Source organism: Pseudomonas sp. Pseu.R1, assembly GCF_045764065.1.
GTDB lineage: Bacteria > Pseudomonadota > Gammaproteobacteria > Pseudomonadales > Pseudomonadaceae > Aquipseudomonas.
In genome coordinates this window covers 5,019,298-5,043,748 of sequence record NZ_JBJGEE020000001.1, presented here as the reverse complement: position 1 = coordinate 5,043,748, position 24,451 = coordinate 5,019,298, and the positions used below count along the sequence as shown (strand labels likewise).

The window sequence follows — 24,451 nt, the reverse complement described above, 5'->3', positions numbered from 1 at the left end:
GCCTCACTTACTCGCTTCAAATAACGCCATCGCCTCGACATGCGCTGTCTGCGGAAACATATCGAGGATTCCGGCACGTTTTAATCGGTAGCCCTGCCTGATCAGTTCGACCGTGTCCCGCGCCAAAGTTGCCGGGTTGCAAGACACATAAACCAACCGTTCGGCGCCCAGTTTCCTGAGCTTGCCCACCACCTCGAACGCCCCGTCACGGGGCGGATCGAGCAGCACGGCGGAAAAACCTTCCGCCGCCCAGGCTGCCTTATCCAGCGGCTGCGAAAGATCCGCCTGATAAAACTTCACATTGTGCAAATCGTTACTGACCGCATTACCGGCAGCCCGTCGAACCATCACCTCGACGCCCTCCACCGCCACCACTTCGCGCGTGATCTGCGCCAGCGGTAGAGCGAAGTTACCAAGCCCGCAGAACAAGTCCAGTACTCGTTCGTCCGGATGGGGCGCAAGCCACGAAAGTGCCTGTTCGATCATCGCAGTATTGACCTGTGCGTTGACCTGCACGAAGTCACCGGGACGATACGCCAACGCAAGATTCCACGGTTCCAAGTGATAACCCAGTTGTGCGTCAGCCTCCACTGGCTGCGGCTCACCCTCCCCGTGCAACCAGAGTTGCGCGTGATGGGTTTCGCAGAAGACCTTGAGGATGTCCAGGTCCTTGTCGGCCAGTGGCGCGGTATGACGCAACAGCACGGCATTGGCAGAACCGCTGAACAATTCCACATGGCCCAGGGCCTGAGGCTTGCTCAGTGTTTTCAGCATGGCCGGTAACGCCGTCATGATCGGTTGCAAGGCCTGTACCAGCACCGGGCATTGATCGATGACAACGATGTCCTGACTCGACGCTGCGCGAAACCCGACCTCCAGTCGTTTGGCCTTGGCATCCCAGCGAACGGCGATGCGCGCGCGTCGACGGTAGGCGTATTCATCACCAGTCAGCGGCGCCGCCCACTCTTGCGGCTCGACACCCGCCACGCGGCTCAACTGCTCGGCGAGCATGCGCTGTTTCAGGGCAAGCTGCTCGTCATGGGGCATCTGTTGCACGCTGCAACCGCCGCAGCGACCGAAGTGCTGACACGGCGCCGGACGCCGCGACGGGCTGGCTTGGAACACACGCTCGGTGCGCGCTTCAACCACTTTGCCATGGGCGCCCAGCACGCGGGCTTCGACTTCTTCGCCCGCCAGACTGCCCGCGACGAACCAGGTGCGGCCGTCGACGAAAGCGATGCCACGGCCGTCGTTCGACAGACGTTCAATGGTCAGACGCTGCTTTTTACCGGTAGGGACCTGCGCTGTCCGAGTGCCACCACTGGGCTGGAAACGCAGGCCTGAGTCACGCTTGGCCATCAGTTGGGCGCATCGTAGACACCGGTCGACAGATAACGGTCGCCACGGTCACAAATGATCGCGACCATCACCGCGTTCTCGACTTCCTGCGACAAGCGCAACATGCCCGCCACAGCACCGCCCGACGACACACCACAGAAAATACCTTCTTCACGGGCCAGACGACGCATCACGTCTTCGGCTTCGCTCTGGGCCATGTCCATGATCCGGTCGACGCGGTCAGCCTGATAGATCTTCGGCAGGTATTCACGGGGCCAGCGGCGGATGCCCGGAATGGCCGAACCGTCCATGGGCTGCAAGCCGACGATCTGGATGTTCGGGTTCTGTTCCTTGAGGTAACGCGAGGTGCCCATGATGGTTCCGGTGGTGCCCATGGAACTGACGAAATGGGTAATGGTGCCGTCGGTCTGTCGCCAGATTTCCGGACCGGTGCCCACGTAGTGAGCCTCAGGGTTGTCGCCATTGGCGAACTGGTCCAGCACCTTGCCACGGCCGTCGGCCTGCATGCGCTCAGCCAGATCGCGGGCGCCTTCCATGCCCTCTTCCTTGCTGACCAGAATCAGCTCGGCGCCGTAGGCGGTCATGGCCGCCTTCCGTTCGGCACTGGAGTTGTCCGGCATGATCAGGATCATGCGATACCCCTTGATGGCGGCTGCCATGGCCAAGGCGATGCCGGTGTTGCCGGAGGTCGCTTCGATCAGGGTGTCGCCCTGATGAATCTGGCCGCGCAGTTCGGCACGGGTGATCATCGACAGCGCCGGGCGATCCTTCACGGAACCGGCCGGGTTATTGCCTTCAAGCTTGAGCAGCAACGTGTTGCTGGTGTTCCCGGCCATGCGTTGCAGACGCACCAGCGGGGTGTTGCCGACGCAATCGGCGATGGTTTGATACTGCAGGGTCATGGCGTGTTCGCGATCCAGACATGCGGGGGTCGCCTATCATACCGGCAATCGTCTAAAGCCCATATCACGCAAAGTGAGTTCGATAGGACGAAAAGGAATAAAGAAGAATTGCACTGTTATCTGTGGGGGATTCTGCGGCTCCCACAAGAGTCGCGTCGAATCCAAATCTTCAGTTCAACGCCGAACCTGTGGGAGCCGGCTTGCTGGCGAAAACGGCAGGCAGCGAAGCCGCGACTTCCCGGGCCGGCAATCGCATGGTCATGCGCAGTCCGTCAGGTGTGTTCTCCGCCCACATATCGCCCCCCTGCAATCGCAGCGAGTTGCGCGCGATGCTCAGGCCCAGGCCGAATCCGCCGTCCCCAGGCCGGGCGCCATCAAGGCGAATGAACGGAGCGAAGATGCGCTCCAGATCGTTATCGTCAACGCCGCCGCCCTGATCTTCCAGCCAGATCAGCCAGTCCTCGCCATCCCGACGACCGCCCAGACGTACCAGCCCTTCAGGGGGCGAATGCCGGATCGCATTGCGCAGGATATTCTCCAGCGCCTGAGCCAAGGTGTTGAGGTGCCCGCGAACCCAGCATTCGCTGTCCAGATCGCAGATCAACTGGCGATACGGCCAACAGCTCTCGAAACAAGCGTCGTCGACCAGCATGTCCCACAGCGCCAACACCTGGATGTCTTCGTTAGGCAGTTTTTCCCGTTCGGCATCGAGCCAGGCCAGGTGCAAGGTGTCATCGACCAGTCTTCGCATGCCATCGACCTCACGACTGAGGCGCTCACGCAACTCCGGAAGACTCTGCTCGCTGTCGCACGCCACGCGCAGACGGCTCAGCGGCGTGCGTAATTCATGAGACAAGTCACGCAACAACTGCTGCTGGATCTGCACGGTAGATTGCAGCCTGGCGGCCATATGGTCGAAAGCGCGATTGAGTTCCCCCAACTCGTCCTGTCGCGAGGTCATCTGCGGCGAGAGCCGGTTGGACAAACGATCGGCCCGCCAGGCATTGGCCTGCTCGCGCAACTGGTTGAGGGGGCGAATCAGTAGCCGGTAAAGGCCAACGCACAACAACAGCGTGAACAGCGCGGGTATGACTGCATTGGTCAACATTTGCCAGAACAGCGCGTGGCGCCCGGGCTTGAAGCGCTCGGGCAGCTCGATGACCAGACTGCCCGCCGCAGGCCGTTCAGGAAACGGGATCTTCAGCCAGGGCGCGGTTTTCTGACGCCCACTCATGGGCCAGTCAACGCCGCGCATGAAGGTCAGGCGCTGCACTTGTGCGTCATCCAGCGGTACGCTGCTCAGGGACTGCAGGTCGTGCCCGATAACCCCCACCCAGCCTTGCTCATGGCGACGCACTTCTCGCAGCCAGGTATCGACGCCTTGCTGACGCCCGACAGTCCATGCCTGCTCGGCCTCGGCGGCGTAGCCGTTGAGCACACGACGGGACTCGGGAGACAGGAAGGCGTTCTGCGTTTCAAGGTATCGACCCCAATACCAACTGAGCCAGATCATCAACAAGCAGAAACCCACCAGCAGAACGGCCAGTTTCCAGAACAGGGAGTGCCTGCCGGGCAGGCGGCAACGGCGCTCACGCATCGAATTCGGCTGCCGTCAGCACATACCCTTTGCCCCACACGGTGCGCAACTGATGACCTTCATAGCCGATGGCCTTGAGTTTGCGACGGATCTGGCTGATGTGCATGTCCAGGCTGCGATCATGCTGCGAGTACCCTCGCTGTAGCACATGCTGATAAAGGAAGGGCTTGCTGAGCACTTCTTCGGGACTTCGCCACAGGGTTTCCAGCAGGCGGTATTCGCTGCGAGTCAGCTGCGCAGCCTTACGCGCGAAACGTACATCGCACAAGCCTTCGTCGAAGGTCAGTTCGTCGATGTCGGGCGCCGCAGTGACGGGAGGGACAACCAGTTGCGCGTTAACACGCCGCTCCAGTTCCACCCGACGCAGGATCGCCTCGATGCGCACGCGCAACTCATCGACGCTGAAGGGTTTGGGCAGGTAATCGTCCGCGCCGTTGCGAAAACCGCTGATGCGATCGGCCTCCGCCCCCAGCGCCGACATCAGGATGATGGGCATCGTGTGACGCCGACGCAGGTGCACCAAAATGTCCAGGCCGTTCATGCCCGGCAGCAGAATGTCCATCAATACCAAATCGAATGGCTGGCTCTGCGCACGCTCAAGGCCTTCGGCGCCGTTCCGGCACCAGGTGACGTGAAAGCCACAACGGTCCAGTTGCTCATGAACGAACGCGCCGAGCACGGGGTCGTCCTCGATGGCGAGTATGCTGGGGCGGTGGATGCTGGCGGGAGTCATTGGCGTCTGCAATTGATTCTCAAGGGCACAATTATTCAAGATTGCTGAAGGGCGAGCAATGGCGACTGATCGGAGAACGTTGTAGGAGTGTTCGCTGATCACCCATTTAGCCGCCAATCCCCGCGCACATGTGGCTACACTGCGCAAACGACCGAAGGGCTGTACTCAAAAGATCAAGGCACGCTGGCACAGGACTTGCCACGCAACGACAGACGATCAGACGTGCCGGAGAGAACGATGTGCTGAACAGACTGGGCATAAAAGGCCGCGTTTTACTGCTGACCCTGCTGCCGACCTGCCTGATGGCGGCGCTGCTGGGCGGCTATTTCACCTGGATGCAACTGTCGGAATTGCAGGTCCAGTTGCTCAAGCGCGGCGAAATGATCGCCAACGAACTGGCGCCGCTGTCGGCATCGGCGCTGGCCAGCAGCGACAAAGCAATGCTCGACCGCATCGCAGGTCAAGTGCTGGAACAGGCCGATGTGCGCGCGGTGTCGTTTCTCGACGCCGACCGCAACCCCCTGGCCCACGCCGGGCCGACCATGATCAATCAGGCGCCGATCGGCAATGGCATGCACCTATTGCAGCGCTCGGAAAACGACGCGACGCGTTACCTGATGCCGGTGTTCGGCCGCAATCGTCACCTCACAGGCGAAGTGGTCCCCGAAGAGGCCGACCGTCTGCTGGGCTGGGTCGAACTGGAACTGTCCCACAGCGGCACCCTGCTGCGCGGGTATCGCAGTCTGTTCGCCAGCCTGCTGTTGATCGCTGCCGGACTGGGCCTGACTGCCATGCTGGCGTTGCGCATGAGCCGCACCATCAATGGGCCGATCAGCCAGATCAAACACGTGGTCGCGCAATTGAAGGAAGGCAATCTGGAGGCGCGACTGCCGCCGATGGGCAGCAACGAACTGGATGAGCTCGGTTCGGGCATCAACCGCATGGCCGCGACCCTGCAGAACGCACAGGAAGAGTTGCAGCACAACATCGAACAGGCCACCGAGGACGTCCGCCAGAATCTGGAAACCATCGAGATCCAGAACATCGAGCTGGATCTGGCTCGTAAAGAAGCGCTGGAAGCGAGCCGGATCAAATCCGAATTTCTGGCCAACATGAGCCACGAAATCCGCACGCCCCTCAACGGCATTCTCGGCTTCACCCACCTGTTGCAGAAAAGTGAACTGACGCCGCGCCAGCACGATTATCTGGGCACGATCGAAAAATCCGCCGACAACCTGTTGAGCATCATCAACGAAATCCTCGACTTCTCGAAGATCGAAGCGGGCAAGCTGGTGCTCGACGCCATTCCGTTCAACCTGCGCGACTTGCTGCAAGACACCCTGACCATCCTCGCCCCCGCCGCACACGCCAAACAACTGGAGCTGGTGAGTCTGGTGTATCGGGACACGCCGCTGTCGCTGGTGGGCGACCCGCTGCGGCTGAAACAGATCCTGACCAACCTGGTCAGCAACGCCATCAAGTTCACCCGCGAAGGCACCATCGTCGCGCGGGCGATGCTTGAGGATGAAGAGGACGACAAGGTGCAGTTGCGCATCAGCGTGCAGGACACCGGCATCGGCCTGTCGAGTCAGGACGTGCGCGCGCTGTTTCAGGCCTTCAGTCAGGCGGACAACTCGCTGTCGCGCCATTCCGGTGGCACCGGACTGGGGCTGGTGATCTCCAAGCGTCTGATCGAACAGATGGGCGGTGAAATCGGCGTGGAGAGCACCCCCGGCGAAGGCTCGGAGTTCTGGATCAGCCTGACCCTGCCCAAAACCCGCGACGACATCGAAGACCTGCCCGCCCCGCCACTGCTGGGCCGTCGGGTTGCGGTGCTGGAACACCACGATCTGGCGCGTCAGGCGCTGGAGCATCAACTGGAAGACTGCGGTTTGCAGCCGATGGTCTTCAACAATCTGGAAAACCTCATCAACGGTGTGACCGTGGTGCACCAGACGCCCCACGCCATCGACATGGCGGTGCTCGGCGTGACCGCTCACGAATTGCCCCCCGAGCGCCTGCGCCAGCAAATCTGGGACCTGGAAAACCTCGACTGCAAGGTGCTGGTGCTCTGCCCGACCACTGAACAGGCGCTGTATCAGGCGTCCGTGCCCGACGCTTACACCCAGCTTCAGGCCAAACCGGCGTGTACCCGCAAGCTACGTCGTGCTCTGTCTGAACTGATCAACCCCAAACAGTTGCGCACCGAGCTGCCCGAGCCGGTGTCCAGCCGCCCGCCGCGAATTCTGTGCGTGGACGACAACCCGGCCAACCTGCTGCTGGTGCAAACGCTGCTGGAAGACATGGGCGCCAAAGTGATGGCCGTCGACAGCGGTTATGCGGCGGTTCAGGCGGTGCAGGAAGAAGCATTCGATCTGGTGCTGATGGACGTGCAGATGCCTGGCATGGACGGGCGCCAGGCCACCGAAGCCATTCGCGGCTGGGAAACCGAACGCCAGATCACCTCGCTGCCGATTGTCGCGCTCACCGCCCACGCCATGGCCAACGAGAAACGCGCGCTGCTGCAAAGTGGCATGGACGACTACCTGACCAAGCCGATCAGTGAGCGGCAACTGGCGCAAGTGGTGCTGAAATGGACAGGCCTGGCCTTGCGCAATCAGGCCCCCGAACGCCATCACGAAGTCAGCCACGGTGGTGCCAATCTGCAAGTGCTCGATCACGAAGAAGGCTTGCGCCTGGCCGCGGGCAAGGCGGATCTGGCGGCGGACATGCTGGCCATGCTGCTGGCCTCGCTGGAGACTGACCGTCAGGCCATCCAGGCAGCGCGGGAAGAAAACGATCATGTGGCGCTGATCGAGCGGGTTCATCGCCTGCATGGCGCCACCCGTTATTGCGGCGTCCCGCAGCTGCGCGCCGCCTGCCAACGCAGCGAAACCCTGCTCAAACAGGAATCGCCAGACAGCGACAAGGCGCTGGACGATCTGGAAAAGGCCATTACCCGGTTGGAGGCTGAGGCGCGAGTGAGTGCTTGATGCGGGTCAGTGCGCTCATCTGCACCTCCATGTCATGTTCCTACAGGTCTATCAGCGTTCATGTCATAAGGAGCCCCCATGCGCACCCTCCTCTACAGCAGCCAGACCTACGACCGAGACAGCTTCCTCGCTGCCCAACCCCCGGCAGGCATCGAGCTGCATTTCCAGCCTGCGCGCCTGACGCTGGACACCGTTGCGCTGGCCGATGGCTATCCGGTGGTCTGCGCGTTCATCAATGACGATTTGAGTGGGCCGGTTCTGGAACGCCTTGCCGCAGGAGGGACTAAGCTGATCGCCCTGCGTTCGGCGGGTTTCAACCATGTCGACCTGCCGACCGCCCAACGCCTGGGGCTTGGCGTGGTCCGGGTCCCGGCCTACTCGCCCCACGCCGTGGCCGAACACGCCGTGGCGTTGATTCTCTCGCTCAATCGTCACTTGCACCGCGCCTACAACAGAACCCGCGACGGTGATTTCACGCTGCACGGCCTGACCGGCTTCGATCTGGTGGGCAAGACCGTCGGCGTGGTCGGCACCGGGCAAATCGGTGCAGCCTTCGCCAACATCATGGCCGGGTTCGGCTGCAAACTCCTCGCGTACGATCCTTTCCCCAACCCTGACGTTGAAGCCCTCGGTGCGCGTTATCTGCCATTGGAACAGGTGTGGGCGCAAGCGCAGGTCATCAGCCTGCATTGCCCGCTCAACGAACACACACGGCACCTGGTCAATGCCGGTTCGCTGTCGCGAATGCAGCGCGGGGCGATGTTGATCAACACCGGACGCGGCGCACTGGTCGACACCCCGGCGCTGATCGACGCGCTGAAGAGCGGCCAGTTGGGCTATCTGGGGCTGGATGTGTATGAAGAGGAGGCGCAACTGTTCTTCGAAGACCGCTCCGACCTGCCGTTGCAGGACGATGTGCTGGCGCGACTGCTGACCTTTCCCAACGTGGTGATTACTGCGCATCAGGCGTTTTTGACCAAAGAAGCATTGGGCGCGATTGCGCAGACGACGCTGGATAACATCGGGCAGTGGGCGGCGGGATCCCCACAAAATCAGGTGTAAATACCGGAGCCCCCTGTGGGAAGGCATCACAATGCTCCGAACCGTCCCCTGCCGCCGACCGGCATCGGGCAATCTCGATCTAAAGTGTTAGCATGCGCGCCTATTTGGAGACCCCCATGGCCGAACACGATTTCCGTTACAGCATGCTCACCCCGCAACACACCCTGATCGAGTGCCGCAGCCTGGCCGTCGGGCGTTATCAAGTGACCGGCAACGGTGGCTCGATCAAGCACGACGACGTTCTGCTGGTGACCGTCAAAGGCAGTAAAGACTTGTACATGCGCCTGAACGTGGAAAAGGTCCGTCACCTGATCAATCCGCCGGGCCAGTGGGTTGCAGTGGCCAACGGCCCGGCCTTCACGGAGCTGGCGATTCATCAGTGGAAGGTCAACTGCAACGGCTGCGGCAAAGAGCAGGACATCGAATTCATGGTCGACGGCAAGGAAGGCAAGAAAGCCCTGAAGCCAGCTGCAACGGCACGCATTGCCGAACTGGGCTGGAAAACCGTCGGTGAAAACCATCTGTGCCCGACTTGCGCGAAGAACGCCGCATGAAAACCCTCGGCCTGACCTTGATCGCCGCTGCATTGCTGGCCGGTTGCGCAAGCGACACCGACGCCCTCAAGCGTGATCACGGCTATGTGCTGGAGTGGGTCGGGGAGCGCCCGCTGATCGACAACAGCCACCTGACCATGACCCTCGGCAAAGATGGCCGGGCGTACGGCAGTGGCGGTTGTAATCACTGGTTCGCGTCCTATCGGCTGGACGGCGATGCGATCAGCTTCGGGCCGGTGGGCAGCACCCGAAAACTCTGCGCCCCGGCGCTGATGGAGCAGGAGCGGCGTTTCTTCGATGCGCTGAGCAAGGTTCAGCACTGGGATGTGTCGGAAGTGGAACAGCTTGAACTCTGGCCTGCCGACGGATTGCCGTTGCGATTCTGGCTGGAAGAAGGTTAGCGCTTCAATTGTAGGAGTGAGATTGCTCGCGATACCGGTGTATCAGCCGCCGCATTCATCAAAGAGAAATCGCTATCGCGAGCAAGCTCACTCCTACAGATGATCCGTAGTAGCGATCAGCCCTTCCCTTTCAACTCTGCCAGTTTCTGCGCCACACCCGCCGCCGTCTGCTCGCCCATCAACTGCTCACGCACTTTGCCCTTGTCGTCGATGATGTAGGTCACCGGCAGCGCTTCGCTCTTGGGCAGGTCGTATTGCTCGGCCGGATCCTGAGCCAGAACCGTGAATTTGATGCCCAGCGCGTTGGCCGCGGTTTTCAGGTCTTCACCCTGCAAGTTGTCGAAGTTGACGCCAAACACGCTGACTTTCTGCCCGCTCAACTGTTCGGACAGTTTGTTCAGTTCCGGAATTTCCGTACGGCACGGGCCGCACCATTCGGCCCAGTAGTTGACCACCAGCCAGTGTTTGTCGACCCGGTCACTAGTCACTTTCTGACCATTCTGATCAGTGCCCAGGTCCACGCCGCATCCACTGAGCAACATACTGCCTAAAAGCGCTACCGCCGCTGCCCACCGCCTTGCCATGATGCTTGTTCCTTTTAGAGAAATCGCGACGCCCACCGACACTTGGTGTTTGTCGTCACGGCTGTAGAATAGCGCCCACCTCACGAAAGATGCGACCCGCAAATGACCGATCTGACGCTTTATCACAACCCGCGCTGCTCCAAATCACGTGGCGCGCTGGAATTGCTCGAAGCGCGAGGCCTCGCGCCGACCATCGTCCGCTATCTGGAAACCCCGCCGACCGCCGCACAACTGCGCGACCTGCTCGGCAAACTGGGCATCGGCGCCCGCGCACTGCTGCGCACTGGCGAGGACGAGTACAAAGCCCTGAATCTGGCCGACACAAGCCTCAGCGATGACGCCTTGATCGACGCCATGGCCGCCCACCCCAAGCTGATCGAGCGTCCGATTCTGATCGCAGGCGATAAAGCGGTGATCGGTCGTCCGCCCGAGAAGGTGCTGGAGATCCTGCCTTGAGCGCGCCCTACATTCTGGTGCTGTTTTACAGCCGCAACGGCTCGACCAGTGAAATGGCCCGGCAGATCGCCCGAGGCATCGAGATGGGCGGCATGGAAGCGCGGCTGCGTACCGTTCCGGCTGTCTCCAGCGAATGCGAAGCCGTGGCGCCGAGCATTCCGGACACCGGCGCGCTGTACGCGACGTTGGATGACCTGAAGAACTGCTCGGGTCTGGCACTGGGCAGCCCGACACGCTTCGGTAACATGGCCGCGCCGCTGAAATACTTCCTCGACGGCACCAGCAACCTGTGGCTGACCGGCGCACTGGTGGGCAAACCGGCCAGCGTGTTCACCTCCACCGCCAGCCTGCACGGCGGCCAGGAGACCACGCTGATGTCGATGCTTCTGCCACTGCTGCACCATGGCATGTTGGTGACCGGTTTGCCCTACAGCGAAGCGGCGCTGATCGAAACCAGCGGCGGCGGTACGCCCTATGGCGCCAGCCATCACGCAGGCGCCGACGGCAAACGTCCGCTGGATCAGCATGAAACCACCCTGTGTCGCGCCCTCGGCCAGCGTCTGGCGAAGACTGCGCTGTTGCTGGAACCTTCCCGTGGTTAAAACGCCCAAGGTGCTGCCCGCGCTGGAATGGCTGGAACCTCGGGTTCGCTGGAGCCGCGTGGCTGCCTTGTTGTGCTTTTTCGGGTTGATCGCGCTGCTGTGCGTTTATTACCTCGCACTCGCGGACCTGCATGGGGCGCGGCCCTGGGTGATTCTGTCAATCGAACTGGTGCCGTTATTGCTGCTGGCGCCGGGCATGCTAATGGGCAGCCCGCGCGGGCACGCCTGGACCTGTTTCGTGGTGAACCTGTATTTCATCAAGGGTGCGCTGGCCGCGTTCGACGCCAGCCGCGCGCTGTTTGGGGTGCTGGAAATGCTCGCCAGCCTGGCTGTTTTCATCAGTGCGCTGCTGTATGTGCGTTGGCGGTTTCAGTACAACCGCCAAGTCTCCACCATCCCGTAGGAGCGCGCTTGGTCTGGGCCGCATTCGGACGATGGCGGTATGTCAGTCGTCAGCGATGCGTCCGAACCGACGCCTTCGCCAGCAAGCCGGCTCCCACAAGGATGGTGTCGAACAAAACGGCTGGCTCCGACGCAATCATTGTGGAAGCCGCCTTGGTGCGGGCGGCGTTCCGACGAAAACGGTATGTCAGCCAGCATCGTCAGAAAGTCGACCACAAAGGTCGCGTGAACATACATTCTGTTTTGGAGAGGGCATGCAAGACTACAAATGGCTCAATGAATACTGCCTCAACCGCTTTGGTTCCGCCGCCGCGCTCGAAGCGCATCTGCCGACATGCGCCACCCCCAAACAACTCAAGGCCATCAGTGACGACCGTTACCTGTCCACCCTGGCCCTGCGGGTGTTTCGCGCCGGGTTGAAGCACAGCGTAGTGGACGCCAAGTGGCCCGCCTTCGAACAGGTATTCTTTGGCTTCGATCCTGAAAAAGTCACGCTGATGGGTGCCGATCATCTGGAGCGCCTGATGCAGGACGAACGCATCATTCGCCATCTGGGCAAACTGAAAAGCGTGCCGCGCAACGCCCAGATGATGCTCGACATCGCCAAGGAACACGGCAGTTTCGGCAATTTCATCGCCAACTGGCCGGTGACCGATATCGTCGGCCTGTGGCGTTATCTGGCCAAACATGGCAACCAGATGGGAGGACTGTCGGCGCCACGCTTCTTGCGCATGGTGGGCAAGGACACCTTCATTCCCAGCGACGACGTCGTGGCCGCGCTCAATGCCCAGAACATCGTCGACAAAGTGCCGACCAGCCAGCGCGATCAAGCCATCGTGCAGGAGGCGTTCAACCAGTGGCACGCCGAAAGTGGCCGCCCGCTGTGCCAACTTTCGATGATGCTGGCCTACACGGTTAACCACTGATCTTTTTTTCGCTCGGGGCACACCGACACAGCGCGTAACAAATCGGAGGTCGTATACAATATCCGACATTCGTCCACAGCATGAGTCACGCGCGTGCCCTTTCTCCTTCCTGACGCCCCCAACCTCGGTGTCGCGCCTTCGGCGTCCGAGGTCATCGCCAAGTTCTTGCGCGAGTCGATCATTTCCGGCCAGGTCGCCGAAGATGAGCCGATCCGGCAGGACGACATCGCCCGCGTATTCAATGTCAGCAAGATCCCGGTTCGTGAGGCGCTGAAGCGACTGGAAGCAGAAGGCCTGGTGCAATTTCAGCGCAACAAGGGCGCGGTGGTCACACGAATTTCCGAGCCGGAGCTGGCTCAGATCTTCGAAGTTCGGGTGCTGCTGGAGGTTCAGGCGATCCGCCTTGCCGTACCGCGTCTGACCCAGGCGCAGATCGACCGGGCCACGGCGATCTGTGACGAGTTCGTCGGCGACGATGACATCGGACGCTGGGCGGAGCTGAACTGGGCGTTCCACACCTGCCTGTACGAAGCGGCACAACGGCCGTTTCTGCTGAACATGATCCGCTCGATTCACGACAAGGTTGAACGCTACCTGCGCGTGCAAATGAGCTTCGACGAAGGCAAGGAGCGCGCCGACCGCGAACACCGGGAAATCCTCAAGGCCTGTGCTGAACGAGACGTGGAGAAAGCCGCCGAACTGATCGAGCATCACATCATCGGCGTCTGCCGAGCGCTCTACGCGCACCTGCCCAACGCGGAACTCAGCGAAATCTGATTCGCGCCTCACTGTGCCGATTTCGTCATTTTCAGAGGCGAAATCGGTCAAGACCCCTGCCCCCTGTTTTCGCCACTCTGACCGGTAACGAACTCGGCACCTGACTCAATCTGTGGGATTAGCGTATGCCGAGAGATCAGCGCGATGTTTGGCAACCAGGGGAGCACACACATGAAACGCATCCAGATCCTCGACTCCCACACCGGCGGCGAGCCTACGCGGCTGGTGCTGGATGGTTTTCCCGACCTGGGCCACGGCAGCATGGCGCAGCGTCGTCAGTTGCTGGCCGATGAATTCGACGACTGGCGTGCGGCCACGGTACTCGAACCTCGCGGCAGCGATGTGTTGGTCGGCGCACTGTTGTGCGAGCCGGTTGACCCCGACGCTTGTGCCGGGGTGATTTTTTTCAACAACACCGGCTATCTCGGCATGTGCGGCCACGGCACCATCGGGCTGGTGGTGTCGCTGGCCCATCTGGGCAAAATCAAACCGGGGGTGCATCGCATCGAGACCCCGGTCGGCACCGTTCAGGCAACCCTGCACGACGACGGCTCGGTCAGCGTCAACAACGTCCCCTCTTATCGCTATCGCAAGAATTTCATTGTCGACGTGCCGGGCATTGGCAACGTGACCGGCGACATCGCCTGGGGCGGCAACTGGTTTTTCCTGATTGCCGACCACGGCCTGAGCGTGTCTGGCGATAACCTCGACGCACTCACCGACTACACCTGGAAAGTTCGTCAGGCGCTGGACAGCCAAGGCATTCGGGGCGAAGACGGCGGCATCATCGACCACATCGAGCTGTTCGCCGATGACGACCAGGCCGACAGCCGCAACTTCGTGTTGTGCCCTGGCAAAGCCTACGACCGCTCGCCTTGCGGCACCGGCACCAGCGCCAAACTGGCGTGCCTGGCGGCAGACGGCAAGCTGGAGCCCGGCGCGCTCTGGCAGCAGGCGAGCGTGATCGGCAGCCAGTTCGAAGGCAGCTTTCAATGGCAACACGGTGAGCGGCAAATGGGCGACCGCATCGTCCCGACCATTCGTGGCCGCGCTTACATCAGCGCCGAAGCAACGCTGCTACTGGACGACGCCGACCCCTTCGCCTGGGGTATCCGCCCTTGACCGAGGGCAACGCCGCAGACGTGATCATCATCGGCGGCGGCATTATCGGTGCCGCCTGCGCGGATGAGCTGGCCCGCCACGGTTTGAACATTCTGGTGCTCGACTGTCAGCGTCCCGCTGCGACCGCCGCAGGTATGGGTCACTTGGTGGTGCTGGATCACAGTCCGGCGGAACTGGCGCTGGGCGAGTATTCCGTCAGGCTATGGCGCGAACTGGCGCCACACATGCCGGACAACTGCGCCATGCGCAACAACGGCTCGCTGTGGCTGGCCTGCAACGAAGAAGAGATGGCCGAAGCCGAGCGCAAACACGCGGCGTTGAGCGCGTTCGGCCTTGAATGCGAGCTGATGACTGGCGCAGCGCTGGCAGAGGCTGAACCCGCGTTGCGACCAGGCCTGCTGGGCGCCTTGAAAGTCACCGGCGACGGTATTCTCTACGCGCCCAACGCCGCGCGCTGGCTGTTGCAGTGCCGGTCTAGTCAAGTACGCCAGCAGCGCGCCGAGGTCGTGGAGGTCCAAGGACCGCGTGTGCGACTGGCGGACGGCCAATGGTTGAAGGCCGATGCGGTGATTCTCGCCAACGGTATCCACGCCAAAGACCTGTGCCCGGAACTGCCGTTGCAGGCGAAAAAAGGCCATCTGCTGATCACCGATCGCTACCCCGTACAGATCAGCCACACGCTGGTGGAACTGGGATACGTCACCAGCGCGCACAAAGGCAACGGCCCCTCGGTTGCGTTCAATGTGCAGCAGCGTCCGACTGGGCAGTTGTTCGTCGGCTCATCGCGCCAGTTCGACAACCATGACCCGGCCATCGACGCCCAAATGCTGGGCCGCATGTTGCGCAGGGCGATGGAGTTCTTACCGGATCTGGGCCAGATGAACGGCATCCGCAGTTGGACCGGCTTTCGCTCGGCCAGCCCCGATGGGCAACCCTTGGTTGGCGAACACCCTCATCAGCCCGGCCTCTGGCTGGCCGTGGGGCATGAAGGCTTGGGCGTGACCACCGCAATCGGCACCGCAAAGCTGCTGGCAGCGCAACTGCTGCAAACGCCTATTCCCTCAGCGCTGACCCCGCATCTGGACGCCTTCTTGCCGCAACGCTTCAATGGAGCCTACGCCCATGCCTGAATTGAGCATCGACGGTCAGCCATTTCGCTTCGCCCAAGGCACGACCGTGGCCGCCGCGCTGATGTCCTGCGGCGACCACTGCGCGCGCACTTCAGTCACTGGCCAGCGACGTGCGCCGTTATGCGGCATGGGCATTTGTCAGGAGTGTCGGGTGAACATCGACGGCCTGCGCCGCTTGGCCTGTCAAACCCTGTGCCGTGAAGGCATGCAGGTGGAGACGCACCCATGAACCCACACGTCAATCTGCTGATCATCGGCGCAGGCCCGGCCGGGATGGCGGCAGCGCTGGCGGCCGCGCCAACCGGCATGCGCATCGCGATCCTCGACGATAATCCGCAGCCAGGCGGCCAGATTTGGCGCGATGGCCCGCAATCGGAACTGCCCGCCCAAGCCAGCGAAATGCGGGCGCAGCTCGAGCAATACGCCAATATTCAGGTCCACAGTGGCACGAAAGTCGTGGCGTTGGCGGGTCCGAAACGGTTGCTGCTCGAAGACGCCGAGCATGGCTGGACGCTGGGGTACGACGCACTGATTCTCTGCACTGGCGCCCGCGAACGACTGCTGCCCTTTCCCGGCTGGACGCTGCCTGGCGTAACCGGCGCAGGCGGCTTGCAGGCCCTGATCAAAGGTGGCTTGCCAGTGAACGGCGAGCGCATCGTGATCGCCGGAACCGGGCCGTTGTTGCTGGCCTCGGCAGCGACGGCGAAGAAGAACGGTGCAGACGTGGTGCGCATTGCCGAGCAGGCTTCGTGGGGGGCGGTCAGCGGTTTCGCTATGGGGCTGTGGCGTTGGCCAAACAAGGTGGCTCAGGCGTTTACGCTGGCCAATGGCACTTATCGGGCAGCCTCTCATGTGGTGGCAGCCTTGGGCACTGACCGGCTCGAAGCGGTGCGGATCAAGACCGGGCAACGCATCGAGGAAATCCCTTGTGATCGTCTGGCTTGCGGCTTCAGCCTGGTGCCGAATGTCGAGGTCGCCTCGGCGCTGGGTTGCCGGATCGAGAAGCAGGCTGTCGCGGTAGATGAGTGGCAGGCCAGCAGTGTGACCGACCTCTATGCAGCCGGCGAATGCACCGGTTTTGGTGGCAGCGAACTGGCATTGATCGAAGGTCGGATTGCCGGGTTGGTTGCCAGCGGTCAGCAGGACAAAGCACGACAGTGGCGGGCTGAACGCCAGCGTTGGCAGCGCTTTGCCGACGCCTTGAATCGCGCCTTCGCCCTCTCGCCTACCGTGAAGCAACTGGCGACGGCAGACACACTGGTCTGTCGCTGTGAAGACGTGCCCTACGCGGACCTTGCATCCCACAGCAACTGGACCGCCGCCAAACTCAATACCCGCTGCGGCATGGGCGCTTGCCAAGGCCGTATCTGCGCCACCGCTGCGCAGACGCTGTTTGGCTGGGAACCACCGCCATTGCGCCCACCCTTCAGCCCCGCTCGGGTGGCGACGTTGGCGTGTCTGGATGAGGCGGGCGCACCGGGCTCTTGATTCTGCTAGGCGCAAAACATCAGATACCGCATCATCGACCGCATCCTTCACTGCGGTCTCTGCCTCGTGAACATGATCGACCTGATCCCCGCCTCGCCTCTGCACAACCTCGACCAACTGCTGGCCAGCCTCGACCAGGTGGCGCCGTTGTTCGATGCCATTCCCGGCGTGGTGTTTTTCGTCAAAGACGCGCAAGCGCGCTATGCGCTGGTCAATCAGACGCTGGTGCAACGCTGCGGCTGCAAGGAGAAAAACCAGTTGGTCGGTCGCACCGCCGAGGACGTTTTTCCCGCGCGCTTCGGACCGCTGTACACCGCGCAAGATCGCCGTGTGCTGGCCGATGGCAGGCAACTGAGCGATCAACTGGAGCTGCACCTTTATTACGGCAATCAGCCCATCTGGTGCCTGACCCACAAGATCGCCCTACGCGATGATCAGGGCGCGATCATCGGTCTGGCCGGTATTTCGCGAGACCTGCAAATCCTGCAGTCACACCCGGCCTATCAAAAACTGGCCGAAGTCGACGCCTATATCCGTGAGCATTTTGCACAGCCCATTACGCTGGATGAATTGACCGCCATCGCCGGCCTGTCCATCGCGCAACTGGAGCGGCACTGCAAGAAGATCTTCCAGCTCACGCCACGGCAGATGATTCACAAGGCGCGTTTGGGCGAAGCGTCGCGCTTGCTGCGTGAAGACCTGTCGATCACTGAAGTCGCGTTGCGTTGCGGGTACACCGATCACAGTGCGTTCAGTCGGCAGTTCCGCACGCTGACCGGGGTGTCGCCGAGTGAGTATCGCGACTCGCAAAGCAGCTCATGATGCTGAAGTTATCCTGTGGGAGCCGACTTGCTGGCGAATGCTGTACATCAGATACACATCTGATGGCTGACACACTGCATTCGCCAGCAAGCCGGCTCCCACAGTGCCCAGACAGTCTCAGCAACGTGCATCTATGAAGCACTGCCCTGCTTTTTGCTCCTTTATGTAACACCCCCGCCCCTCTCCGTTTTCTGAGCAAAACCCGTAACCCACTGATCCCAAACCCGCATTGGCGTGAGTGCAAAACGGGCACGTACCGTGCATATAAAATATCGTATACGAAATTACTTATCCGGCCGTTTCTTTACTTGCATCCATCGAGGCATCTATGAAAAAGCATGCTGTTGCAGTAACCCTCCTCGCCGTCATGAGTTCGTCCTTCATCAACGCCGCCTTTGCCGACAAGCTCGATGACATCATCGACTCCGGCAAACTACGCTGCGCCGTGACACTGGACTTCCCGCCCATGGGCTCGCGCGATGACAAGAACAACCCGGTCGGATTCGACGTCGATTACTGCAACGACCTGGCGAAAGTGCTGGGCGTCACTGCCGAAATCGTGGAAACCCCCTTCCCGGACCGGATTCCGGCGTTGGTCTCGGGGCGCGCTGACGTGATCGTCGCCTCGACGTCCGACACTCTGGAACGCGCCAAGACCGTGGCGATGACCATTCCTTACTTTGCCTTCCAGATGGTCGTGCTGACCCGCGACAACACCGGCATTACCAAGTACGAAGACCTCAAGGGCAAGAACGTCGGCAACACCAGCGGCACTTACGAAGCCATCGCGCTGGAGAAAGACCAGAAGGCGTGGGGCACCGGCAGCTTCCGCGCTTACCAGACCCAGAACGACACCATCCTCGCCGTCGCGCAGGGCCATATCGACGCCACTGTGGTCACCAACACCGTCGCGGCGGCTACGCTCAAATCCGGCAAATACAAAGGCCTGAAAGTCGCCGGGAATGCGCCGTATGTCATCGACTACGTGTCACTGGCGGCCAAGCGCAGTGAGTACGGGCTGATTCATTACCTGAACCTGTTCGTGAACCAACAGGTGCGCACCGGGCGTTATGACGAGCTGTGGAAGAAGTGGGTGGGTGATGAGATCAAGCCTGCGAATTTGCAGGTACCGGGGGTTTATTACTAACCCGATCTGACCACGGTGTTGGCGGCCCGGGCGCAATTTCTGCTTCGGACGCCTGACCTGTGGGAGCCGGCTTGCTGGCTCCCACAGGGGTTTGGCGTGAAACCAATGTGCGTCGAATGGCCCAAGGCCTCAATCAGGAGCCCACGATGTCTGAAGTGTCTTTAAGCGGGCGATGTCTGGTCGCAGGCCGTGCCCAGGGCGAGTTGCTGTACGCCGACATCGGCCTGAGTTTCTGGGGCGGGGTCGAGCCGTTCACCGGCGAAGTGATCGACCGCCACCACCCCCTCAGCGGCCAGATCATCACCGGCAAGGTGCTCGCAATCCCCAGCGGACGCGGCTCATGCACCGGCAGCAGCGTGTTACTGGAACTGATCCTCAATGGCCATGCCCCCGCCGCGCTAGTGTTCGAACGGGTCGAAGACATCCTGACCCTCGGCGTGCTGGTGGCCGAGCAAATGTTCGGTCATTCGATCCCGGTGATCAGCCTCGGTGAAGCGGGTTTCGCCGCGCTGCGAGAAGTGAAATTTCTGCGGGTCGACGACAACCGCGTCACCGCATTCGACAGCGCGCCGCCTGTCCTGGCCTCACGCTCGCCTCTGCGAAAAACCGCGCTGCACAACAGCATCATCCTGACCGAAATGGATCAGGGTTTCCTGGACGGCGCCTATGGCAAAGCCGCGCAAGTGGCGATGGGCATCATCCTGCGCATGGCCGAACTGCAAGGCGCAACCGAGTTGCTGGACATCTCTCAGGCGCACATCGACGGCTGCATTTATACCGGCCCCGCGAGCCTGCGTTTCGCCCGGCAACTGGTGGACTGGGACGCCAAGGTGCACGTACCCACCACCCTCAACTCGATTTCAGTGGACAAACGCCGCTGGCGCGAACTGGGTGTCGACCCGGCCTTGGGCGAGCCGTCCAGTCAGTTGGGCGATGCCTATCTGGACATGGGTGCGCGGGTCAGCTTCACCTGTGCGCCGTACCTGCTGGACAGTGCGCCGGAGCTGGGCGAGCAGATCGTCTGGGCCGAATCCAACGCGGTGGTCTATGCCAATAGCGTGATCGGCGCGCGCACGCTGAAATATCCGGATTACCTCGACATCTGCATCGCCCTCACGGGTCGTGCACCAAAGATTGGCTGTCACCTGAGCCAGCAGCGTCTGGCGACATTGCGCGTCGAAGTGCCCGAGGTCGGCGTGCTGGACGACAGCTTTTACCCGCTGCTGGGCTATCACGTCGGGCTGCTGTGCGGCGCCGACATTCCCGTGGTCTGCGGCCTGGAACATAAAGCGCCCACCCTCGACGACCTCAAGGCGTTTGGCGCGGCATTCGCCACCACGTCCGCTGCGCCGATGTTTCATATCGCAGGCGTGACACCTGAAGCAACCACCGCCGAATTGGCCCTTGGCGGACATCCGCCAGACAAGACCTTGAACATTTCCCCCCTCGACCTGCTGCACAGCTGGCGAGAACTGAACAGCGCACAAAGCCCTGAAGTGGACGCCGTGACGCTGGGCAATCCGCATTTTTCCCTGAGCGAGTGCGCCACCCTCGCCCGCCTCTGCCATGGCCTGCGCAAACTCGATCGAGTGGCCATGGTCATCACCTGCGGCCGGGCCACCTTCGAACGGGCGCAACTGGCGGGCCACGTGGCCACGCTGGAAGACTTCGGCGTGCAGTTCGTCACTGACACCTGCTGGTGCATGCTCGGCGAGCCGGTCATTCCACCGACAGCGCGCAACCTGATGACCAACTCTGGAAAGTACGCCCATTACGCGCCAGGTCTGGTGGGGCGTCGCGTGCACTTCGCCAGTCTCGCCGAATGCGTCGACAGCGCCTGCACGGGCCTGGCCAGCGGACGCTTGCCGGTGTGGTTGCAGGCCGCTGCACGGGCGGAGGCCCTGACCCATGTTTGATTACAACTTCCACTGGCGCGCCGCGTTCAAGGCCCTGCCGGACATGCTCAACGGCGCCGTCGTGACCTTCCAGACCGCGGCGCTGTCGATGATCCTCGGGGTGATCATCGCGCTGTTTCTGGTGTTCATGCGCCAAGGCAAGAACCCGATTCTGCGCGGCTTCGCGGCGACCTGGATTTCGATTGCGCGCAACACCCCGTCGCTGTTTCAGGTGTACATCCTCTACTTCGGTTTAGGCTCGTTCGGTTTGCACGTCAGTTCGTGGGTTGCGCTGTTGGCGGGGATCACCATCAACAACGCGGGCTATCTGGCGGAGAACTTTCGCGGCGGCCTCAAGGCCGTGCCCGACACCCAATTGCGCGCCGCCCGCTCGCTGGGCATGAGTGCGCCGCAGGCTTATCGGCTGATCGTCATTCCACAGTTGCTGCGCATCGTGTTCTACCCGCTGACCAATCAGATGGTCTGGGCCGTGCTGATGACGTCGATGGGTGTCATCGTCGGCCTGAACAACGACCTCACCGGCGTGACCCAGGACTACAACGTCAAGACGTTCCGCACCTTCGAATTCTTCGCCATCGCGGCGGTGCTCTATTACCTGATCGCCAAACTGATCGTGGCCGTGGCGCGGCTGCTGTCGTGGCGCCTGTTTCGATACTGAAGAGCCACGGTACTGAGGACTGAACATGTTCAACAGCACATTCAGTTGGAACGACATGCAGTTCATGCTTCAGGGGGCCTGGGTCACGATCCTGCTGACGATCATTTCGATGATCATCGGCACCGTGGTCGGGGTCGTCTGTGGCATGGCCCGCGCTCTGTTGCCCCGCAGCACGATCCCTTTGGCGTGGTTGCTCGACGTGTTTCGCAGCGTGCCGCTCTTGATTCAGTTCGTGTTGTTCAACGCGCTGAAAAGCATCGCCGGGCTGAACTGGAGCGCCTTCACCGTCGCCTGCATCGTGCTCGGTCTGTACGTCACCGCGTACTGCACCGAGATCGTGCGCAGCGGCGTGCTGTCGGTGCCGCTGAGCCTGCGCCGCGCCAGCCGCTCGCTGGGCCTGAGTTACTGGCAGGACCTGCGCCAGATCGTCATGCCGATGGCGACCCGCGTGGCCTTTCCGGGCTGGGTCAACCTGCTGCTGTCGGTGATGAAAGACACCGCACTGGTGATGTGGATCGGCATCGTCGAACTGCTGCGCGCCTCGCAAACCATCGTCACGCGGATTCAAGAACCTCTGCTGGTGCTGTGCATCGCAGGCCTCATTTACTACGTCATGAGTCTGGTAATCGCCCGCCTGGGCGCCCGGCTGGAAACAAGGTGGCAGGAAAATGATTGAGATCGACAACGTACACAAATCATTCGGCGAGCTTGAAGTGATCAAGGGCGTGAGCCTGCAAGTGCAGAAAGGCGAAGTGGTGTCGATCATCGGCGGTTCGGGCTCGGGCAAGTCGACGCTGCTGATGTGCATCAACGGCCTGGAGTCGATCAAGAGCGGCAGCATCCGCGTCGACGGCACCGAGGTGCACGCCAAGAGCACCGACATCAACAAGCTGCGGCAGAAAATCGGCATCGTCTTTCAGCAATGGAACGCCTTTCCACACCTGACCGTGCTGGAAAACGTGATGCTCGCCCCGCGCACGGTGCTGGGCAAGAGCAAGGAAGAAGCCGAGGCGCTGGCGGTCAAGCAGCTCAAACACGTGGGGCTGGGCGACAAGCTCAAGGTCTTCCCCGGCAAGCTTTCGGGTGGCCAGCAACAACGCATGGCGATTGCCCGGGCGTTGGCGATGTCGCCGAATTACATGCTGTTCGACGAGGCCACATCGGCCCTCGATCCGCAGTTGGTGGGCGAGGTGCTGGACACCATGCGCATGCTCGCCGAGGACGGCATGACCATGATTCTGGTGACCCACGAAATCCGCTTTGCCCGCGATGTCTCCGACCGCGTGGCGTTTTTCCGCAATGGCCTGGTGCATGAGATTGGCACGCCGGAGCAGGTGATCGGTAACCCGCAGCGGCCGGAGACGGCGGACTTTTTAAGGTCGATTAATTGATGTAACGCGCGGTATTTCGGCTGTATGGAGATCAAAACTGTGGGAGCCGGCTTGCTGGCGAAAGCGGCAGTCCTGCCACAGAGGTGTTGACTGACACACCGCTTTCGCCAGCAAGCCGGCTCCCACAGGTAATCCGGTGTCGTCAGATAAACGTGTTCGACAGGAGGGCTTTGAAGCATGCGCTCATCGAAAGTGATTCATGTGGTCAGTTGCCACGCGGAAGGTGAAGTCGGCGATGTGATCGTCGGCGGCGTCGCACCACCACCGGGGGATACGATCTGGGAGCAGTCGCGCTGGATCGAGAAAGACAACGTGTTGCGCAATTTCATGCTCAACGAGCCGCGTGGTGGGGTGTTTCGTCACGTCAACCTGCTGGTGCCGCCGAAGAACCCGAAAGCACAGATGGGCTGGATCATCATGGAACCGGCGGACGTGCCACCGATGTCCGGCTCCAACTCGCTGTGCGTCGCCACGGTGTTGCTGGACAGCGGCATCCTGCCGATGATCGAACCGGAAACCCGTTTGGTGCTTGAGGCGCCGGGCGGTCTGATCGAGGCCATCGCCCAGTGTCGCGATGGCAAGGTGGAGCGTGTCGAGGTGCACAATCACCCCTCGTTCGCTGACCGGCTGGACGCGTGGATCGAAGTGCCGGGCATCGGCTCGCTTCAGGTCGACACGGCCTACGGCGGCGACAGTTTCGCGATTGTCGACTCGACCAGACTGGGTTTCTCCCTGACCGCAGACGAGGCGAAGGACCTGGTGGAAACCGGCCTGAAAATCACCCTGGCCGCCAACGAACAACTGGGCTTCACCCACCCGCTGAACAAGGACTGGAACCACATTTCCTTCTGCCAGATCGCCGCGCCCGTGAATCACGACGGCGGCGTGGCCAATGCGGCCAACGCGGTGGTGATCCGCCCCGGCAAGATCGACCGTTCGCCCTGCGGCACGGGCTGTTCAGCGCGGTTGGCGGTGCTGCATGCCAAGGGGCAATTGCAGGTGGGCGAGCGCTTCATCGGCCGCTCGATCATTGGTTCGGAGTTTCATTGCCAGATCCAGCGCGTGACCGACGTGGCGGGACGGCCTGCGATTGTGCCGAGCCTGTCAGGGCGCGCGTGGATTACGGGGACCCATCAGCACATGCTCGACCCGAGCGATCCATGGCCGGAGGGATACAAGTTGACGGATACCTGGCCGGTGGGATTGAAGTTGTGACACGACAACGCGATTGATTTCTGTGGGAGCCGGCTTGGTGGCGAAGGCGTCAGGACAGAAACGCTTGTGGTGGATGGCACACCGTATTCGCCAGCAAGCCGGCTCCCACGAAAAGCGTCGTGAAGCCATAGATCGTCCAAGCCGGAAAAACTGCGGGTGAGGTCTGCCCAAACCAAAACGTATACGAAATACATTTCATCCAACAAGGAGTCAC

At 61.5% G+C, this 24,451-nt stretch carries 25 protein-coding genes; 20 read left to right on the top strand and 5 right to left on the bottom strand.

From position 1 onward, the window contains the following. Nucleotides 1–3: 3 nt before the first annotated feature. From rlmD to ACI5GA_RS22995, 4 genes are all read right to left on the bottom strand, one after another. Nucleotides 4–1,359 carry a 23S rRNA (uracil(1939)-C(5))-methyltransferase RlmD gene (gene rlmD / locus ACI5GA_RS23010; RefSeq protein WP_421424371.1) on the bottom strand — a complete coding sequence of 452 codons (1,356 nt, stop codon included), beginning with the start codon at nucleotides 1,357–1,359 and terminating at the stop codon, nucleotides 4–6. After that, the gene (gene cysM, locus ACI5GA_RS23005) at nucleotides 1,359–2,261 is read right to left on the bottom strand and encodes a cysteine synthase CysM (RefSeq protein WP_404638579.1); all 903 of its coding nucleotides are present in this window, start codon (nucleotides 2,259–2,261) and stop codon (nucleotides 1,359–1,361) included. Before cysM ends, rlmD begins: the two co-directional genes overlap by 1 nt. 169 nt (nucleotides 2,262–2,430) lie before the next feature. Further along, nucleotides 2,431–3,858 (bottom strand): histidine kinase sensor domain-containing protein, encoded by a 1,428-nt coding sequence (locus ACI5GA_RS23000; protein ID WP_421424369.1) that lies wholly within the window; start codon nucleotides 3,856–3,858, stop codon nucleotides 2,431–2,433. Then, nucleotides 3,851–4,591: a response regulator transcription factor gene (locus ACI5GA_RS22995; RefSeq protein ID WP_404638575.1), complete on the bottom strand. Its 741-nt coding sequence runs from the start codon at nucleotides 4,589–4,591 to the stop codon at nucleotides 3,851–3,853. Before ACI5GA_RS22995 ends, ACI5GA_RS23000 begins: the two co-directional genes overlap by 8 nt. A gap of 239 nt (nucleotides 4,592–4,830) precedes the next feature. Between ACI5GA_RS22995 and ACI5GA_RS22990 the strand changes: the two genes are divergently transcribed. The 4 genes from ACI5GA_RS22990 (at nucleotide 4,831) to ACI5GA_RS22975 (ending at nucleotide 9,601) form a co-directional block, all read left to right on the top strand. Beyond that, a complete protein-coding gene (locus ACI5GA_RS22990; RefSeq protein ID WP_404638573.1) occupies nucleotides 4,831–7,584 on the top strand; it encodes a response regulator in 2,754 nt (917 codons plus the stop codon). A 78-nt stretch (nucleotides 7,585–7,662) separates the two neighbouring features. Continuing rightward, a complete protein-coding gene (locus tag ACI5GA_RS22985) occupies nucleotides 7,663–8,646 on the top strand; it encodes a 2-hydroxyacid dehydrogenase (protein WP_421424368.1) in 984 nt (327 codons plus the stop codon). A 116-nt stretch (nucleotides 8,647–8,762) separates the two neighbouring features. Next, nucleotides 8,763–9,200: a hypothetical protein gene (locus ACI5GA_RS22980; RefSeq protein WP_404638693.1), complete on the top strand. Its 438-nt coding sequence runs from the start codon at nucleotides 8,763–8,765 to the stop codon at nucleotides 9,198–9,200. Further along, complete coding sequence (locus tag ACI5GA_RS22975; RefSeq protein WP_421424367.1) at nucleotides 9,197–9,601, top strand: META domain-containing protein; 405 nt, start codon at nucleotides 9,197–9,199, stop codon at nucleotides 9,599–9,601. The genes ACI5GA_RS22980 and ACI5GA_RS22975 overlap by 4 nt, the downstream gene beginning before the upstream one ends. Nucleotides 9,602–9,717: 116 nt before the next feature. Here ACI5GA_RS22975 and ACI5GA_RS22970 read toward each other — a convergent pair whose 3' ends face one another. After that, entirely contained in the window at nucleotides 9,718–10,185 is a 468-nt protein-coding gene (locus ACI5GA_RS22970) for a TlpA family protein disulfide reductase (RefSeq protein ID WP_421424365.1), read from the bottom strand. A 102-nt stretch (nucleotides 10,186–10,287) separates the two neighbouring features. Here ACI5GA_RS22970 and arsC point away from each other — a divergent pair, with 102 nt between their 5' ends. The 16 genes from arsC (at nucleotide 10,288) to ACI5GA_RS22890 (ending at nucleotide 24,237) form a co-directional block, all read left to right on the top strand. Beyond that, entirely contained in the window at nucleotides 10,288–10,641 is a 354-nt protein-coding gene (arsC, locus tag ACI5GA_RS22965; RefSeq protein WP_421424362.1) for an arsenate reductase (glutaredoxin), read from the top strand. Beyond that, nucleotides 10,638–11,243 carry an NAD(P)H:quinone oxidoreductase gene (gene wrbA / locus ACI5GA_RS22960; RefSeq protein WP_404638563.1) on the top strand — a complete coding sequence of 202 codons (606 nt, stop codon included), beginning with the start codon at nucleotides 10,638–10,640 and terminating at the stop codon, nucleotides 11,241–11,243. The genes arsC and wrbA overlap by 4 nt, the downstream gene beginning before the upstream one ends. Next, entirely contained in the window at nucleotides 11,236–11,646 is a 411-nt protein-coding gene (locus ACI5GA_RS22955; RefSeq protein ID WP_421424360.1) for a DUF2069 domain-containing protein, read from the top strand. The genes wrbA and ACI5GA_RS22955 overlap by 8 nt, the downstream gene beginning before the upstream one ends. A gap of 253 nt (nucleotides 11,647–11,899) precedes the next feature. Then, complete coding sequence (locus ACI5GA_RS22950; RefSeq protein WP_404638559.1) at nucleotides 11,900–12,571, top strand: DNA-3-methyladenine glycosylase I; 672 nt, start codon at nucleotides 11,900–11,902, stop codon at nucleotides 12,569–12,571. 93 nt (nucleotides 12,572–12,664) lie between these two features. After that, on the top strand, nucleotides 12,665–13,348 hold the full coding sequence (locus tag ACI5GA_RS22945; protein WP_404638557.1) for a GntR family transcriptional regulator: 684 nt from the start codon (nucleotides 12,665–12,667) through the stop codon (nucleotides 13,346–13,348). A 171-nt stretch (nucleotides 13,349–13,519) separates the two neighbouring features. Beyond that, nucleotides 13,520–14,470, top strand: coding sequence for a 4-hydroxyproline epimerase (locus tag ACI5GA_RS22940; protein WP_404638555.1), 951 nt, complete (start codon nucleotides 13,520–13,522; stop codon nucleotides 14,468–14,470). Then, nucleotides 14,467–15,600: an NAD(P)/FAD-dependent oxidoreductase gene (locus ACI5GA_RS22935; RefSeq protein WP_421424359.1), complete on the top strand. Its 1,134-nt coding sequence runs from the start codon at nucleotides 14,467–14,469 to the stop codon at nucleotides 15,598–15,600. Before ACI5GA_RS22940 ends, ACI5GA_RS22935 begins: the two co-directional genes overlap by 4 nt. Then, nucleotides 15,593–15,829, top strand: a complete 237-nt coding sequence (locus ACI5GA_RS22930) for a (2Fe-2S)-binding protein (protein WP_404638551.1) — start codon at nucleotides 15,593–15,595, stop codon at nucleotides 15,827–15,829. The genes ACI5GA_RS22935 and ACI5GA_RS22930 overlap by 8 nt, the downstream gene beginning before the upstream one ends. Continuing rightward, complete coding sequence (locus tag ACI5GA_RS22925) at nucleotides 15,826–17,088, top strand: FAD-dependent oxidoreductase (RefSeq protein ID WP_421424356.1); 1,263 nt, start codon at nucleotides 15,826–15,828, stop codon at nucleotides 17,086–17,088. The genes ACI5GA_RS22930 and ACI5GA_RS22925 overlap by 4 nt, the downstream gene beginning before the upstream one ends. 72 nt (nucleotides 17,089–17,160) lie before the next feature. Further along, entirely contained in the window at nucleotides 17,161–17,910 is a 750-nt protein-coding gene (locus tag ACI5GA_RS22920; RefSeq protein ID WP_421425518.1) for a helix-turn-helix domain-containing protein, read from the top strand. Nucleotides 17,911–18,277: 367 nt separating this feature from the next. Continuing rightward, on the top strand, nucleotides 18,278–19,057 hold the full coding sequence (locus ACI5GA_RS22915; protein ID WP_421425517.1) for a transporter substrate-binding domain-containing protein: 780 nt from the start codon (nucleotides 18,278–18,280) through the stop codon (nucleotides 19,055–19,057). A gap of 146 nt (nucleotides 19,058–19,203) precedes the next feature. Next, a complete protein-coding gene (locus tag ACI5GA_RS22910) occupies nucleotides 19,204–20,973 on the top strand; it encodes an aconitase X (protein WP_421424355.1) in 1,770 nt (589 codons plus the stop codon). Next, nucleotides 20,966–21,631 carry an amino acid ABC transporter permease gene (locus ACI5GA_RS22905; protein ID WP_404638543.1) on the top strand — a complete coding sequence of 222 codons (666 nt, stop codon included), beginning with the start codon at nucleotides 20,966–20,968 and terminating at the stop codon, nucleotides 21,629–21,631. Before ACI5GA_RS22910 ends, ACI5GA_RS22905 begins: the two co-directional genes overlap by 8 nt. Before the next feature lie 25 nt (nucleotides 21,632–21,656). Continuing rightward, nucleotides 21,657–22,307 carry an amino acid ABC transporter permease gene (locus ACI5GA_RS22900; RefSeq protein WP_404638541.1) on the top strand — a complete coding sequence of 217 codons (651 nt, stop codon included), beginning with the start codon at nucleotides 21,657–21,659 and terminating at the stop codon, nucleotides 22,305–22,307. Then, a complete protein-coding gene (locus ACI5GA_RS22895; RefSeq protein ID WP_404638539.1) occupies nucleotides 22,300–23,022 on the top strand; it encodes an amino acid ABC transporter ATP-binding protein in 723 nt (240 codons plus the stop codon). The genes ACI5GA_RS22900 and ACI5GA_RS22895 overlap by 8 nt, the downstream gene beginning before the upstream one ends. Nucleotides 23,023–23,199: 177 nt before the next feature. Beyond that, on the top strand, nucleotides 23,200–24,237 hold the full coding sequence (locus tag ACI5GA_RS22890; protein ID WP_421424354.1) for a trans-3-hydroxy-L-proline dehydratase: 1,038 nt from the start codon (nucleotides 23,200–23,202) through the stop codon (nucleotides 24,235–24,237). Nucleotides 24,238–24,451 lie beyond the last annotated feature (214 nt).